19 protein-coding genes are annotated in these 13,749 nt (G+C 69.5%); 5 read left to right on the top strand and 14 right to left on the bottom strand.

Annotated elements, in window-relative coordinates; genetic code table 11:
- Window positions 1–119: 119 nt before the first annotated feature.
- The 4 genes from IE294_RS06050 to IE294_RS06035 form a co-directional block, all read right to left on the bottom strand.
- A complete protein-coding gene (locus tag IE294_RS06050) occupies window positions 120–554 on the bottom strand; it encodes a hypothetical protein (RefSeq protein WP_189883006.1) in 435 nt (144 codons plus the stop codon).
- A 153-nt stretch (window positions 555–707) separates the two neighbouring features.
- Window positions 708–1,445, bottom strand: coding sequence for a hypothetical protein (locus tag IE294_RS06045; RefSeq protein WP_189883004.1), 738 nt, complete (start codon window positions 1,443–1,445; stop codon window positions 708–710).
- 476 nt (window positions 1,446–1,921) lie between these two features.
- Window positions 1,922–2,335 carry a hypothetical protein gene (locus IE294_RS06040; RefSeq protein ID WP_189883002.1) on the bottom strand — a complete coding sequence of 138 codons (414 nt, stop codon included), beginning with the start codon at window positions 2,333–2,335 and terminating at the stop codon, window positions 1,922–1,924.
- Window positions 2,325–2,918 (bottom strand): hypothetical protein, encoded by a 594-nt coding sequence (locus tag IE294_RS06035; protein WP_229917028.1) that lies wholly within the window; start codon window positions 2,916–2,918, stop codon window positions 2,325–2,327. The genes IE294_RS06040 and IE294_RS06035 overlap by 11 nt, the downstream gene beginning before the upstream one ends.
- 431 nt (window positions 2,919–3,349) lie before the next feature.
- Here IE294_RS06035 and IE294_RS06030 point away from each other — a divergent pair, with 431 nt between their 5' ends.
- From IE294_RS06030 to IE294_RS06020, 3 genes are read left to right on the top strand one after another with little or no spacing between them, the layout of a single operon-like run.
- Entirely contained in the window at window positions 3,350–4,576 is a 1,227-nt protein-coding gene (locus IE294_RS06030; RefSeq protein WP_229917027.1) for a hypothetical protein, read from the top strand.
- Window positions 4,577–4,587: 11 nt separating this feature from the next.
- Window positions 4,588–5,142 (top strand): GNAT family N-acetyltransferase, encoded by a 555-nt coding sequence (locus IE294_RS06025; protein WP_189883000.1) that lies wholly within the window; start codon window positions 4,588–4,590, stop codon window positions 5,140–5,142.
- Window positions 5,143–5,169: 27 nt separating this feature from the next.
- Window positions 5,170–5,742, top strand: a complete 573-nt coding sequence (locus tag IE294_RS06020) for a GNAT family N-acetyltransferase (protein WP_189882998.1) — start codon at window positions 5,170–5,172, stop codon at window positions 5,740–5,742.
- Here IE294_RS06020 and IE294_RS06015 read toward each other — a convergent pair.
- Window positions 5,730–5,927, bottom strand: coding sequence for a hypothetical protein (locus IE294_RS06015; RefSeq protein WP_189882996.1), 198 nt, complete (start codon window positions 5,925–5,927; stop codon window positions 5,730–5,732). The genes IE294_RS06020 and IE294_RS06015 overlap by 13 nt on opposite strands.
- A 106-nt stretch (window positions 5,928–6,033) precedes the next feature.
- Here IE294_RS06015 and IE294_RS06010 point away from each other — a divergent pair, with 106 nt between their 5' ends.
- Both IE294_RS06010 and IE294_RS06005 read left to right on the top strand, forming a co-directional pair.
- The gene (locus IE294_RS06010) at window positions 6,034–6,219 is read left to right on the top strand and encodes a hypothetical protein (RefSeq protein WP_189882994.1); all 186 of its coding nucleotides are present in this window, start codon (window positions 6,034–6,036) and stop codon (window positions 6,217–6,219) included.
- 352 nt (window positions 6,220–6,571) lie between these two features.
- The gene (locus tag IE294_RS06005; protein WP_189882992.1) at window positions 6,572–6,982 is read left to right on the top strand and encodes a YndA family protein; all 411 of its coding nucleotides are present in this window, start codon (window positions 6,572–6,574) and stop codon (window positions 6,980–6,982) included.
- A 237-nt stretch (window positions 6,983–7,219) separates the two neighbouring features.
- Here the strand turns inward: IE294_RS06005 and IE294_RS06000 are convergent, their stop codons facing one another.
- From IE294_RS06000 to IE294_RS05960, 9 genes are all read right to left on the bottom strand, one after another.
- Window positions 7,220–7,543 carry a hypothetical protein gene (locus tag IE294_RS06000; protein WP_189882990.1) on the bottom strand — a complete coding sequence of 108 codons (324 nt, stop codon included), beginning with the start codon at window positions 7,541–7,543 and terminating at the stop codon, window positions 7,220–7,222.
- Window positions 7,540–7,833 carry a hypothetical protein gene (locus IE294_RS05995; protein ID WP_189882988.1) on the bottom strand — a complete coding sequence of 98 codons (294 nt, stop codon included), beginning with the start codon at window positions 7,831–7,833 and terminating at the stop codon, window positions 7,540–7,542. Before IE294_RS05995 ends, IE294_RS06000 begins: the two co-directional genes overlap by 4 nt.
- Before the next feature lies 1 nt (window position 7,834).
- Window positions 7,835–8,806: an N-acetylmuramoyl-L-alanine amidase gene (locus tag IE294_RS05990; protein WP_189882986.1), complete on the bottom strand. Its 972-nt coding sequence runs from the start codon at window positions 8,804–8,806 to the stop codon at window positions 7,835–7,837.
- The gene (locus IE294_RS05985) at window positions 8,806–9,102 is read right to left on the bottom strand and encodes a hypothetical protein (protein WP_189882984.1); all 297 of its coding nucleotides are present in this window, start codon (window positions 9,100–9,102) and stop codon (window positions 8,806–8,808) included. Before IE294_RS05985 ends, IE294_RS05990 begins: the two co-directional genes overlap by 1 nt.
- A 9-nt stretch (window positions 9,103–9,111) precedes the next feature.
- A complete protein-coding gene (locus IE294_RS05980) occupies window positions 9,112–9,942 on the bottom strand; it encodes a hypothetical protein (RefSeq protein WP_189882982.1) in 831 nt (276 codons plus the stop codon).
- A 96-nt stretch (window positions 9,943–10,038) separates the two neighbouring features.
- Entirely contained in the window at window positions 10,039–10,803 is a 765-nt protein-coding gene (locus IE294_RS05975) for a glycine-rich domain-containing protein (RefSeq protein ID WP_229917047.1), read from the bottom strand.
- A gap of 39 nt (window positions 10,804–10,842) precedes the next feature.
- Window positions 10,843–10,968 carry a hypothetical protein gene (locus tag IE294_RS48985; protein WP_268252772.1) on the bottom strand — a complete coding sequence of 42 codons (126 nt, stop codon included), beginning with the start codon at window positions 10,966–10,968 and terminating at the stop codon, window positions 10,843–10,845.
- Between the two features lie 422 nt (window positions 10,969–11,390).
- Window positions 11,391–12,416, bottom strand: a complete 1,026-nt coding sequence (locus IE294_RS05965) for a hypothetical protein (protein WP_189882978.1) — start codon at window positions 12,414–12,416, stop codon at window positions 11,391–11,393.
- A complete protein-coding gene (locus IE294_RS05960) occupies window positions 12,416–13,744 on the bottom strand; it encodes a hypothetical protein (RefSeq protein ID WP_189882976.1) in 1,329 nt (442 codons plus the stop codon). The genes IE294_RS05965 and IE294_RS05960 overlap by 1 nt, the downstream gene beginning before the upstream one ends.
- Window positions 13,745–13,749 lie beyond the last annotated feature (5 nt).

The following is a 13,749-nucleotide window of genomic DNA, read 5'->3' as shown; positions in this document are numbered from 1 at the left end:
GGGGTTCGTGACCTCAGCGCCGCTCTCCACCCGTGCCGACTGCCTTGCCGAAAACGGGCGGAGCTTGGGCCTGCCTGATGGCCAGGGGGGGGAGGCCAGCCTGGCCACCCGGCAGGGGACTACGGGGTCGTGGGGGCGTCGACCGTGGGGAGGTAGGCGAGGAACACGTCGCGGTCGTGCAGGTGCTCCAGGACAAGCGAGTACGTCTCGTTGTCGGTCGTGATGGCCGGCCGGGCGATGGCGAGAATGCCGTCTGCGAAGCCCTGCGCCGCGTACCGGCAGGCAGCCCCGAACCCGGGCCGCTGGGTGAGAGGGAGCGGCTGACTCATGTCGGCGAATGTGCTGCTCGTTACCTTCCAGCCCCTTGCCGTTGCGTACTCGGCGATCTGTTCAAGGTCCGCATGCTGCTCGGCGCCCGGCTGCGCAAGCGCGTAGGGGGCGACACGCAGCGGACGGCCCTGTCGGGCTGCGATGGCGACGATCTGGCCCATGTACTCCCTGCGCAGCGCTTCGAGCCTGGCGGCACGGACGTCGGTTCTGAGAGGTGTGGACACGTCGTTTCCTTGGGGTCGTGACCTGCCACTGAGGGAGAGCTGGTCTCAACGGCAGGGACTACGGGTCGGCCAGCCGCTCCCGGTACCAGGACAGCTCCCCCTCGTCCCGCCGGTCGGGCTCCCGTACCTCAACGCACAAGCTGGGGCGATGCCTCACGAGCCCTCCCCCGCGCGGATAACGAGCCGTCTCGCATCGGCCGACACGGAGCCGTCGAGGACGTCGCGGGACAGACGCTGGAGGAGTCGGCCCGCCTGGTCCACGGACAGGTACAGGGTCAGACTCTCCTCTTCGTGGGCGCATCCCGGCTCGAAGACGGCGTCGACGAGGGAGCCCACGACCCCCGTGACGAGGTACCGGAAGCGCTCGGCGAGACGTCGCTGACCGCGGGGCCGCCCCAGCTCCAGGCCCTCAGCGATGCGGGGGGCGCCGAGCTGTTCCGCGAGTGCTACCGCTGAGCCCAGTTCGTCACCGCCGAGTCGCAGGTCGATGACTTCCCGGCTCGCGCCCGTCACGCTGTCCACGCCGAGTTCCCTCAGCACGCGCCTGAGCCCAGCGGCGGTGGCGTTCGCGCGGATCTGAGGCTCCAGCAACGCAATGAACCGGTGCACCGCTGCCGCCTCATGCAGATGGAGGACGACGATGCCCCCGCCATCCCACCTGGCCTCACCCGACACATCGACCGTCCGCATCCACTCCTGGGCGGCCTCAGCCGTCGTCGGATGCCACGGCACCCTGATGGTGATCACAGACACGAGCAGGGAATCAGCGTCGACGGCGACGTCCGCCGCGAAGTCGGCCTCCTCCAGGGCGCGCTTCAGAATCGGCTGCAAGGGAGCGGCCGGCCGGGGCGGGACCGGCGGCACAACATCGGTGCTGTGCGGCGCGTTCACGAAAGATCTCTCCTGAGTAGCAGAACGAAGGGGAAGTGCCCGTGTCCGGGGTCGGACCGGATAGGCAGCCGATGCGGGCCGTAGATATTCGCGACTCGGCTTCGCCGCACGGGCCCTCTGCCGGCCATTGGCTCGTCCCCCCCACGTGAGGATCGCCCAACCAGAGAGCGACACCAGCAGAGCCGGCGGCCCCGGCCCATCCGCCTCGGGGGTTTCGCGGACGGGCCGGGCCGCCGTCCCGCACGGAACTGGTCACTGCCAAGCCCCGTGCGGGGGTCTTCAACTCGCCGCCCCGATACGCGGCCGGCTGAGCCAGTAAGCGCTGGCCTGTGCCATGAGCCGGGCCAGGCACGACGCACACGACATGAACGGCGCGCTGTACCCGTCCCATTGCACCGGTCCCAGCCAGAGCACCCGGACTCCGGTCCGCTCACAACCGAGCCAGCAGTCCCCGATGACCCACGACCGCTCCACGGTCAGGCCCCCGCTCCGGCGGCGAGCCAGCCACTCGGATCAGCCGGCTCGTCAACGCTGTCGGCCGGCCGCCGCTCCCCGCGCACCCGCCGACGCCCCAGCGCGCGCAGTTCACACAAGGCGCGCGCGAGAACAGCGAGATCGTGCAGCCGCAACTGCCAGTCCGCCGACGGCGCGTCCGGGTACAGCACCCGGTCGACGTTGCGCAGCACGACGAAAGCCGTCTCGCGTGTCTCGCCGGCCAGTTCCGGCACGAGCGCGGTCACCTGCGGGCTGAGCGCTCGCACGTGCTCGTCCAGCTCCGCCAGCAGCTCCCGCGTCTCGTCGGCGTCGAAGGTCCGCACGTCCCACAGCACCCGGTGACACGCCGCCTTCACGGCCTGCTCGCCACCCGGCTCGGCCTTCTCAGCGCCCACTGACGGCCTCCCGCGTCGTGAGCCGGTGCCGCCCGTGAGCGACGAGCTGCGAGACAGCGGCCGGGTCGCACAGGTCCGCAGGGCCGTGCATCGGCACGCACCAGTAGCTGAAGCGGCCGGGGTGCGGCTCGTCCAGTCCGGGCCGGGGTACGCCGACGTAGCTGTCGCGCCCGCGGATCTCTGCATGCGGCGCGTGCCTCCGCTCGCGCCACTCGGCCCGGTTCGCGGTGCTCGCTGGAACCAGTGCGTAGTACCGGCCACTGTGCGTGTCGACGAAGACGGGGCCGCCGAACAGCGCGGCCGTGAGGACGTCGCGCACCTTCTCGGGCTCGTTGGAGCCGGCCGCCGCTTCGACCAGCTCGGCGGACATGCGAACAGTGGAGAAGAGGGCGCCGCAGCGCAGCAGGGCAATACCGTTCTCGTCCCAGTCGGTACGCGAGGTGTCGGCGCCGGCGGCCGACAGCAGCAGCCACGACCGGACCGCTGCCTCGCGCTCTATGCGGGTGACGACTCGCGGCTCCTCACGCCAGCTGCGTGCGAGCGTATTGGTCGTCGGCTCGGCTGTGGCTCGTACGTCTCTCACCGGATCCTCCGAGTCGGTCGTCCGCCGCCGATCACCGAACGTCGCTCACACGCAAGTGAGGGACGAGACCGGCTGTCGGCGGCATGCTCGCTGGGTCCTGTGCTCGTTCGTGCACTCTCAGCGAGGATCGATATGAGCGTTGCAAGAGCGCGCGGACGGCTCTACCCCCAAACCGACCTCTGGTTCCGCCCCTCAAGTTGACGACTTCCTCAAACCTTCCCCGGACCATCCTCGGGTTCGGTAAGTACCGTCTGGAAGGGGCAACTTCACCGAGACAGCGTTCTACCGTCAGAGCATTGACGTGCTAGGCGGACGGAGTGGGAGGCGTCGTGCTGTTCTTCCGGCAACTCTGCGAGGCACAAGGCATGCGGCATCCCGACGACTTCCTGCCGAAGTACCGGGAAGCAGCTGCACGCTTAGGCCTCCAGAGCGTGGATGAGCCGGCCCCGAAGACGATCGAAGGATGGCTCTACTGGGGCAGGAAACCGCAGAGAGTCTTCCGCCAGGTCCTGGCCGAGATGTTCGGCCACAGCATCGACGTTCTGTGGTCGCAGGTGCCCGAGGGCGCCGCTCCACACGTCGCGCCCCTGGCCAGTGCGTCACCTGTGTTCCCTGCCGACGCCGGCATGGACCCCAACGAGATGAAGAGGATGGGCGCGATGGCTGTACGCCGCGCGAAGGAGTTCCTTCTGGGCGCTGACCGTGAGCGGGTAGGTGACGACACACTCGACCTGCTGGACGACGAGGTGCAGCGCCTGGTGGCCGCATACCCGCGTGAACCGCTGGCAGTGCTCTGGACCGATCTGCTGGAAACCCACGACCAGGTCTTCCGCCTGCTGGAAGGCGGTCGCGTGCGGCCCTCTCAGCTGCGCGACCTGTACGCCAAGGGCGCGATCCTGTCGTTCCTGGTCGCCAAAGGGTTCAACGACATGCAGGACCCTCACCAGGCCATGACGATGACCCGGGTCGCTGCGGCCTGCGCCCGCGACGCCGAGCACCCCGGCCTGATCGCCCTCACGGACGGTCTCAAGAGTCTGATCGCGTACTGGGCGAACAGGCCCGAGGACGCCCAGCACTACGCCAGCCGGGGCGCCGAAACGGCCGCGAACCTCCGTGGAACCGTCGCCCTCTGGCTCCTCGGTCTCAAGGCCCGGTCCGCTGCCGTGCTCGGTGACGAGGAGACCGTACGACTCGTCAACCAGCAGGCAGCCGAACGCCGCGAGCAGGTCGTGCCCGACGACCTGGACCAGCTCGGCGGGCTGTTCACCTACGCCTGGGAGAAGCAGCTCTACTACTCGGTGGAGGCCGAAGCCCTGCTCGGGCACGGGGACGCCGGCCTGATCACCCAGGCCGAAGCGGCTGTCACCGGTTTCAGCGACCCCAGCTCCCCGAACTGGGCGTTCGGAGACTTGGCGGGAGCGCAGTGCGACCTGTCCCTGATCCGGCTCCACAGCGGAGACCCGGACGGCGCGGCAGCCGCCATCCGACCGGTCCTCGACCTCCCCGCCTCGCACCGCAACAACGGCATCGTCGTCTCAGCGATGCGAGTCCGCGGCGCCCTGATGAGCAGTCCCGCCCACAACGCGGTCACCGTGAAGGACCTGCGTGCGGAGATCGAAGCGTTCTCCACCAGCCGGCCCGCGCTGCCCCGCGGGTAGCATCCAGGGCCATGTACCCGATCAGTCGATCCAGCGCGCGCCTCAACCTCAGGGAACTGACGATCGAGGACGTGGACGCCGTACTCGCCATCTACGGCAGCCCTGAAGCGACGGAGCACCTGAGCTTCGAGCCACGGACCCGCGAGCAGGTCGAACAGATCGTGGCCCGGTCCGTCGCCGCCGCAACCGACCTGCCCCGCACGGAGTTCGCGTTCGCCGTCGTGGAGCGGGAGACGGACCAGCTGATCGGATTCGCCCGACTCGCCCTCGACCCACACCAGCAGCGCGGAGCCACCATCGGCTTCGCGCTGCGTCCAGACGTGTGGGGCGTGGGGTACGGCGTGGGCACAGTCCGGCTTCTGCTCAGCGTCGGCTTTGGCGACCTCAACCTCCACCGCATCTGGGGTGCCCGTTCCCCTCACAACGAGGCCTCCGCCAAGACCATGACGTCGGTGGGCATGGTCGAAGAAGGAACGATCCGCGAGCACGTGCTCAAGGCAGGAAAGTGGCGAGACTCGGTGGTCCACGCCATCCTCGACCGCGAATGGACGGGCGGCCTGGACTGAGCACGTAGCTGCTTGGAGGGCTTCAGCATGACCACAGCACCGAATGTCGAACTGCGCTCGTCCGCCGACCTGGACGAGGTTCGGGCGGACCTGATCGACGTCTACGCCGAGGTGCGCGCCCCGCTGCTCCACCTACCGAACTACCAGGTGACCGCGTTCGGCGAGCGCCTGGACCGCCACGGCGGAGAACCCGGCTTCGAGGCCGTACTGGCGTACGCGGACGGGCACGCCATCGGCTACGCATACGGCAACACCATCGGGCACGGAGACCGGTACTGGCAGCGCACCAGCCCCACGCCCGCCGAGGGGTACACCTCACGTCCGGCCTTCGCCTTGAAGGAGATCGGCGTACGCCCGGCCTGGCGCGGCACGGGCACCGCACGGCGTATCCACGACGCGCTCCTGGCCACGCGCGACGAGCCGTACATCACGCTCATGGTCAACCCCGCAGCCGGCGACGGCAAAGTCCACGCGCTCTACCGGTCGTGGGGGTACGAGGACATCGGTCGTAGCCAGCCTTCCGCCGCCTCACCCGTCCTCACGGTCATGATTCGCGCCAACTCCGAGCCAGTGGACCGGCCGGAGCGTCAGGCGTTGTAGCTCTTCTGCCGCACGCCCGGACCCCACTTCGCGGCGACGGAGGCGAAGCACTCCCGACACAGCGGGTTGCCGCCGCTGCCGTAGCGCTTGCACTTCGCCTGGCAGCGCGAGCAAGAGCCCGCTTCGGCCTCGGTCCAGATCGGCGCCGGGTAGCCGCTCAGCTCGATCTCTGGTGATGTCGCCATCGGGTGTGTGTCCTGTTCCGCTCCCTGCGGCCGAAAGCGGTCGCTCGAACAGAATAGAACAGCCCCGCTGGAACCGAATGTCGGTAGCCACCCCTACGGTGCGACCATGCCCACCACCTCCCGGCCCTGCGGCCAGCTGCGCACTGCCCTCGATGGCGCCCTCGCCGACGTCAACGACCGCATACGCCGCCTGATGGGCCAGCCGGCGAGCAAGGACCGGACCCAGGCGTACCAGGAGCTGCTCACCGAGTGGGGCGACCGGGCCCGGGCCGACGTCGAGCCAGCCGCGTGAAACGGGCCGCGCCCCCGCCTGGTCTTCAGGGCGGGGGCGCTCCGTATCCGACGAGCACGCAGCCAGCAGCTTTACGGACAGAACACAAGCACGGTAGCCCCGCAGGCGCGGACATCCCCCGCGCCGGGGCCGCATGCTGATGAACTCCTGACCGCCAGCGCCGGAAGTAGACGCACAGCTAAGAAACTGTGGAGCCTACGCTAACGACTCCTCAGCGCTGACCATGGAACCTAGAGGTGCCTAGCACAGGGCATGCACCGCAGGGGGGAGGTCCGCGCAGCCGCGTGTAGTACCCGATCACCACCGCGGCGCGCGACTCCAGTGAGACGGAAAAGAAAGAAATGGAGGGATAATGAAACTGCGCAAATGGATCGCAGTATCCAGTGCGACGGCAGCCCTTTCGCTGTTCGCAGCTCCACACGCCCAAGCCGGGCCGGGCGAATGGGACGATCTCGGGTACCGGCACTTCTACGACGATGGCGCCGACTACTACCCTTACCGAACCTCCGCAGTCAAATCAGGTGGCGGTAACTTCAAAGTCTGCATCAACACGGCTTCAACAGGCGACGGACCCCAGGACATCTACATTCTTGAGGAAGACGATCCTGGATACCCCGACACCCCGGTGGGGGAATACCTCTATGAGCCAGGGTGCTGGGTATTCCGGAATATCGGCTCCTTCGTCGATGGCAGCAACCATCGAGCGGAGTTCTACATCCGGACCAATGACCCGTCGGCCATGAGCGTTCATTACTACGACTGAGTAGCCGCGCTTCAGTCGTGTGCCAACGACCGGGAGGCGCGCGGGCTCGTCTCGTCGACGCAGTGCAGGGCTACGGTGCGGCTTACGTCGGCCTTGACCAAGACCTGCGCCCCGGTGCTGACCGGTGATTTAGACAGGCAGACCACTCCTCCGAGTCTGGCGCGTGGTCCATTCCCGCCCACATGGCAGAGCCCCGCCCCCCGGAGCGGGTGGGGGCGGGGCTCGGTCCCGGGACGGTCAGCGCATGAACAGGGCGGCGACGCCGGTCGCGACGCCGGCGAGACCAGTCAGGGCGCCGAGCGCCGGTAGCGGCCACCGGCCGGACTCCAGCGAGGCGAGCCGGACCTCGTCCCGCTGCTGCCGTGGCGTCTCGCCGAGCTCCAGGGCGCGCAGCCGGGCCTCGTGGTCGGACACGTCTCCCTTGATCTCCCGGTTGTCAGCGAGGATGCCGTCGAGCTTGCCGTCCACCCGCGAGACGAGCCGCGACACGTGCTGCACCTCCTGGTACATCTGCACGGGCGAGATGTAGACGCCGGACTCGGGCGGTGGCTGCGCGGTCATGACCGGCTCTGGCGCAGCAGGTCGGCGACGTCGTCCGTCGAACGGTACTTCGGCGGCCGGGCGTAGCCGAGCAGCGCACCCGCCGCGCCCTTGATCCACACGGGCCATGCGACCCTCTCAGCGACCCGCTCGACGAGCCGGAACACCAGGTAGTACGCGCCCGCGACGGCGAGCGTCACGGCCGCCTGCGCCGTGTTGCTGTCGAGGCCGAAGCCCAGATGCGTGACGGCGACGATGATCCAGCCGGCGACGAGCGGCACGACCGTACGAAGGAGGGAAGGCAGCAGCACGTCAGGACTCCTTGAAGACGAGCGCCGTCAGGACGGCGCTGGTGACGGTGACCGGCTTGGCGGACTGGTTCAGCAGCTGCACCCGCATGCCCCTTCCGGCGCCCAGGCGCTTCGTGAGAGACACGACGCCGTACGAGTCGCCGGGCGTACCGATGACCTCGTGGATGGGGTGGTCGATCTTGTGGGTGTCGCCCTGGTACTCGGACATACGGGCCTGCACGACATCCCCGACGAGCAGGCCGCTGAACGCCAGGGAGACGCTGCCGGTGAAGCGGGCGGGACCCTTGGCGAACACGCTGCTGCCTGCCACGTGCTGGCTGGCGGTGTCGTTCCACTCGGTGGTGAACTCGATCGAGTCCCACTGGCCGGGCTTGAGCGTGAACGGCTTCGCGATGCCGAGGTTCAGGTAGTCGGGCATGTCGTCCTCCTTCGGGGGCTGTGTCTGGCCGTTGGCGCGCGCCACGATCCCGGGGAAGACGACCTCGCGGAACTGGCGCACGCGGGCGTCGCCGGGGCACGTGTGGCCGTCCGGGTTCCACGCGGAGAACTGGCGGTGATAGCCGAAGCCCGGGTCGTCTGCCGACCGGCACAGCCGCAGCGGGATGCCGTGCTCCTGGTGCACCCAGACGCCGAGCCGGATCAGCGTCTCGACCTGCTCGCCGGTCCACGGGTCCGAGGCTTCCAGGTTGGACGCGGACTCCAGCGAGATCGCGCCCGTGCCGTCCGGGCGCCGGTTGGCCGCCGCGTTCGCATCGGCGCGGGTCTGCGTGCCGATGAACTGCCCCAGGCTGCCGTTGTAGCCGAGCCCGAAGTGCGACTCCAAGTTGGTGGAGTCGCGCCAGTACTCGTAGGTGCGCTCGGGCGTCCACGGCGCGACGATGCTGTGCACGATGAACTGCGTGGGCCGGATCGCCGGCTGCGCGTCGCTCTCGGGCTGGAGCTCCAGCTTCTTCGCGAATGGGCACCAGGACATCAGTGACCCCCGTCCAGCTCGTGGTCCGCCGGCCGGTAGCCCGTCAGCCGCTGCACGACAGACGCCGGCAGGCCCAGCTGTGCCAGCGCGTCGTGCGCGGCCTTCGCCTCGGCCTGTTCCGCCGCCTGCGCGGCGGCCCTCTCCTGGTCGCGCGCGGCCTTGGCTGCCGCCTGCGCGGCCTCGTAGGAGGCATGGTCGAGCGGTGTCGCGTCCTCCGGGGCCTCCAGGTGGACGCCGTCGCTCGCCTCCTCTTGTACGAGGCTGCCGCCCGCGGTGCGGTAGTAGATCGTGGGCACACCGACTCCTTAGAGGATGATCCCGAAGGCCCTGATGAAGGACTGGACCTTGTTGTACTGAGCGCCGCCGAAGCCGGTACCGGCCTGCACGTAGAGGTGCTGGGTGAAGGTCTGACCAGGGCCGACCGTGAGGCGGAAGACCTTCGTCAGCTGCGCGTGCACGTCGAACTGCGTCGAGCTGCCCGTGTTCGACAAACGGCCCTGCTCGTCCCCGACGATGCCCCATGCCGCTCCAGACCCCGGCGGCAGGTCGAAGTCGATATCGAGTTCCGTTTCGCAGATCACGTACATCTCGCGACAGCTGTCGGGGTTCGTGAACGTCAGCGAGTGGTCGGCGATCTGCGTCGGATACACCGCCGGAACCGGGGTGTTGGGGTTGTTGTCGGTGGTCGACTGCTGTTGGAAGAAGGTGCGGCCTCTCGGCTCGGACCGCAGCACGCCCGATGAGTCGCAAAACACCCGGCCGGCGTTGGCGTCCAGGTCACACGGGAAGTCCCACGTGCCCGTCCGCGCCCGCACCGGAGCGCTCGCCGAACCGTCGCCGGTAAGACCACAGCCCGTCGAGACCGTCGCCGCACCGGTCGGCACGTACAGGCCACCGCTCGGGTCCAGGACGAGGTTGTTGCCCGCGTCCGTCGACACGTGCGCGCCGACGACGCCCGTGGCCGGGTCGTACGTCGCGCCCGGCCCCGCCGAGATGCAGGGCCGCACGTCCGAGCAGTCGACCTGCGCGCTGACGACGTACGGATTGGCGGTGCTGCCGCCGCCCGTGACCGTCGTGTTCTCGCCGGCGACGATGACGCAGTTGCAGCCGCCGCCCCCGCATTGACACCTGGCCAAGATGCTTCCCGCCTCTCGGGGATCCTGGCCCGGCCCACAACCAGCGGCTCGCAGAAGTTTAGCCCGCACGCATGTACGAGCAGGCGCCCGCGAGGGCTACCCGTACAGTTCGATCACCACCAAGCCGCCACCGCCGTCCGCGCCGCTCTCGGCGGCACCGTAGGAGACCGGGCCGCCCGCGCCGCCGCCCCAGCCCCGCGGCGTCGTACCGGGCCCCTCGGTGGCCCTGGCCAGCCCGCCGAACCCCAGTCGGCTGTCGCCTCCAGCGCCGCCCAGGCCTTGGGTGGCGCTGAGCCGGATCGCTCCCCCGCCGGCTCCGCCACCCGATGCGATCTGCCCCCGGTTCGCGACCGGCCCGGTCACACCGGACACCGCGTCCAGGCCGGTCGCACTGTTCTGGAAGGCCGTGCCACCGTCGCCGCCGTTGGCGATGGCGAAACCGCCGAAGCTGCTGCTGCCGCCCGCGCTGCCGGCCGCATTCCCTGTGCCGCCCGCACCGCCGGCGCCAACCACGATCGTCTCCGCCGCCCCGAGCGCCGACGCCTCGATCAGCGATTCCGCGTACCCGCCGCCCGCACCGCCCGGCCTGACGATGCACTGCCCGGAAGCCGCGTTCGCCCCGGCTGAGCCGCCACCCGCGCCTTGCACGATCACCCGCACACGAGCCAGCCATGGGTAGTCGTTCTTCTTGAAGGTGAAGGTGCCGGACTGACCGTAGGTGAGGATCTTCCGCAGGCCCAGCGAACCGGGGACCATCGTCAGCTCACCGTCGTCGTTGATCTCGAAGTACTGTCCGTCTGCGCAGGCTCTCGACACGGAACGACCCCACATGTCCGATTCCGTAGCCTGGCCCTCAACCAACGACTTCCGGCTTCAGCGTAGCGATCCGCCCGTGAGGCTCTACACCGGAACGCCCGCCGCCATCGTGTGGACCTTCACCCCGGCCCCGGCCGGTACCGCCGTCTGCCCGCCGAGCAGGACGCCGGTCGACTGCCACACCCGCACGGTGACCTGAGAGGCGGTCACCGCTTCCAGGGTGACGAACAGGCCGCGCGCGTCGGCTGGGTCGGGGTCAACAGCAACTGCGGTGACGACCGGCGTCTGTGCGAAGGGGCGCGCGTACACCCAGGTTGCCCGCCCGTCGGACGCGGTGGTGATGACGGCCGCAGCTGGCGGCGCGCCCTGCGGTCCTGTGGGACCGGCAGGGCCGGCAGGGCCGGGAGGACCGGGCGCGCCTTGTGAGCCTGCGGGACCGATGGGACCGGGCTCGCCTTGTAGGCCTGCGGGACCGACGGGACCGGGATCGCCGGTTGGCCCGGCGGGGCCAACCGGCCCCTGGTCGCCGCGCCGCCCGCGCGGCCCCGGCTGCCTCGTCGCACGCTGCGCGTCCCGGAGCACCCCCGCCATCGGGTTGTCCGGGATGAGTCTCGTCGCCGGCCGGTACGCCATCAGCCCTCCGCACTGCTCACAGGCCCGAACTGGACCTTCACTTGCTCGCCCGCGCCGTCCGCAGACACAGCCACACCGGTGATCTTCATTCGCTGTGAGATGTTCCGGCACGTCGCTGTCGTCGTGACGTCCACGCACCAGCCCGGCACGAGACGGGCGATGTCGACGCCGGCGTCCGGTGACAGCGTGACCTCCTGCGAGTCCAGGTAGACCGGCACCGGCAGCGACGCGTTCAGCCGCGACCGAGCAGCCGCGTCAGCGCTCGCCTGGTCCTTGATGCTGGTGTCCTGGATGCTCCGCTCGATCAGCCCGTAGTACGGGTGCGTCCCGCCCGCGGTTCCCACGACGCCTGACTCATCGTCGCCGTAGACGACCCACCGCGTTGCCAGAGCCGTACCGTCCTCGGAGACGCGCAGCCCGTCCGGCAAGTCCGCATCGGTGAGCCGGCCGACGCTGGCGCTCCAGTCGTCAGGCATGAGGAGCAGCGTCTCCCCGAAAGCCGTGAAGTCCAGGCCCGAGTTCGCCAGGTCGCGCAGGTGGTCCCCGCTCTGCCCGATGCTCGCCCGGTACTCCCGGGAGCCAAGGACGCCGGACTCTTGGAGCACCGTCACGCTGTGCCCCGGGTCGTCCGGGGACATGGCGTCCTCGATCACCCACTCGGCGATCTGAGTCAGGTCCGTGCTCGCGAACGCCCGGGTCTCATGCGGCGTGCGCCGGTTGAGGACGGACACGATGTCGGCCGCCGCGATCTGCACCGTGCCGACACCCCACGTCGGCTGGATGATCTGCCCGCCCCACACGTAGACGTCGTTCCGGTACACGTGGAGCCAGTGCCTCATCGCGCGCGTCTTCCCCAGGGCGCCGCAGCAGTCCCCATCCGGTTCGATCGTCACCTGCGCCGTGGAGGCGTCGTTCAGAATCCTGTTCCAGTCCAACTTCGTGATGGTCTGCGCCTGGGCCAGCAGCGCGCCCCCACGGTCGGAGATGTAGGCGGTGTACTCGGCCGCGCACCCGAGGCCGGCCATTACAGAGCCCTACCCGACACGGCGAGCAGCAGCCGGGCATCGACTGCGGGGGGCTCAAAGCTGTCCGTCTCCAGCAGCAGGCAGTACTCGGCGCAGTCCAGGACCGGCCACGCCGGCGGGGCCCCGTCCCGGCCGAACACCGTCGTCGCCGCAGTGCACTCCCCGCCGCAGTAGACCGCCGCCCGGCCCGTCTGCCCATCGAGGAGGAGTTCCGACCCGGCCGCGAGGTAGGACACCGTCCACTGGGCGTACGGCTCACACCGCTTCTTCTCGGCGACCTCCTCACACGTCAGGCCCTCGTCCGCTTCCGTCCTCTGGAACAGGGAGATCGTCAGCCGCCGCAAATCGGTGCTGCCCGCGTACACCGTGATCTGGGCGACATCGTCCATCCACCCGGGCCGGCCGGACAGGTCGATCTCGTACGCCGCCTCGTTGACGGCGAGCGCGTTGCAGAAGCACGTCACCGGCGCCGACGGCACCGGAGGGGCCGCGGACGCGCACGACGGGTCAGTGCAGCCGTCTTCCGCGTCCACGCACGCCGCGAGACGACACCCCGTGCAGGCGGCCCCTCCCGGCGGATGGATGCACCACTGGATGCACTCGCCGTCGGTATCGGTCGGCAGCGCCACGTCGAGCAGCTCCACCTGGTCCGTGTACGCGAACGGGCTCGCCGCCGTCATCGTCCACTCCACCTGGATGATGTCGGCCCCCATGGAGCAGGTGCCGCCCGCGCACGAACCGTCCCCATTCCGGCCAGTCACCTTCGGCCCGGACGTCAACGCCACCCGCCGGAAGGTACGCCGGTGCGCCGCGTTGAACTCGTCCCGGGTCATCTCCTCCCCCGGGCAGCACGCGTACATCTCCACGCAGTCACCGCCGCACTGCGAGCCGGTGCAGCCCTGCAACGCGGCCTTCAGGAACTGCAACCCATACTCGACGCCGCAGCACGTGGAGCCGAGCAGGATCGCCGTGAACGTCATCTGCCTCGGCTGCACCCGGGCCGGCCCGATCGACCCGCCGCCGGTCACCGCGGTGCTCACCGACCGCTCCACGGGGAAGTCGTCGATGCCGTCGATGCTGAGCAGCAGGACGCCGGCGAACTCCACGCTCTCCGGGGCGTCCGGGTCGTACCACTCGGCCGGGGTGAGCGGATCGTCGGGCGTGGTGTACGGCAGCCCGTCCGGGTCGAGGACATCCGAGGTGAGCGTCTCGCAGGAGCAGATCTCCGCCCCGCTCGTCAGCGGCGAGCCGACCGTGTGGAGGTACTGGCGGAGCCGGGCGTGGTTGACCACCTCCACGCCGCCCAAAGTCACATAATCGACCAGCAACGGGA

Origin of the sequence: Streptomyces canarius, from assembly GCF_014650735.1 — a bacterium.
In the GTDB taxonomy this organism is placed as follows: domain Bacteria; phylum Actinomycetota; class Actinomycetes; order Streptomycetales; family Streptomycetaceae; genus Streptomyces; species Streptomyces olivaceoviridis.
This window is presented reverse-complemented; position numbering and strand designations above follow the sequence as displayed.

Bases quoted from the DNA above. Each gene is read 5' to 3' on its own strand.
- IE294_RS05965 (WP_189882978.1), bottom strand. From the start codon at position 12,416: ATGGCCGGCCTCGGGTGCGCGGCCGAGTACACCGCCTACATCTCCGAC.
- IE294_RS06020 (WP_189882998.1), top strand. From the start codon at position 5,170: ATGACCACAGCACCGAATGTCGAACTGCGCTCGTCCGCCGACCTGGAC.
- IE294_RS06010 (WP_189882994.1), top strand. From the start codon at position 6,034: ATGCCCACCACCTCCCGGCCCTGCGGCCAGCTGCGCACTGCCCTCGAT.
- IE294_RS06025 (WP_189883000.1), top strand. From the start codon at position 4,588: ATGTACCCGATCAGTCGATCCAGCGCGCGCCTCAACCTCAGGGAACTG.
- IE294_RS06005 (WP_189882992.1), top strand. From the start codon at position 6,572: ATGAAACTGCGCAAATGGATCGCAGTATCCAGTGCGACGGCAGCCCTT.
- IE294_RS06015 (WP_189882996.1), bottom strand. From the start codon at position 5,927: ATGGCGACATCACCAGAGATCGAGCTGAGCGGCTACCCGGCGCCGATC.
- IE294_RS05990 (WP_189882986.1), bottom strand. From the start codon at position 8,806: ATGTCCTGGTGCCCATTCGCGAAGAAGCTGGAGCTCCAGCCCGAGAGC.
- IE294_RS06000 (WP_189882990.1), bottom strand. From the start codon at position 7,543: ATGACCGCGCAGCCACCGCCCGAGTCCGGCGTCTACATCTCGCCCGTG.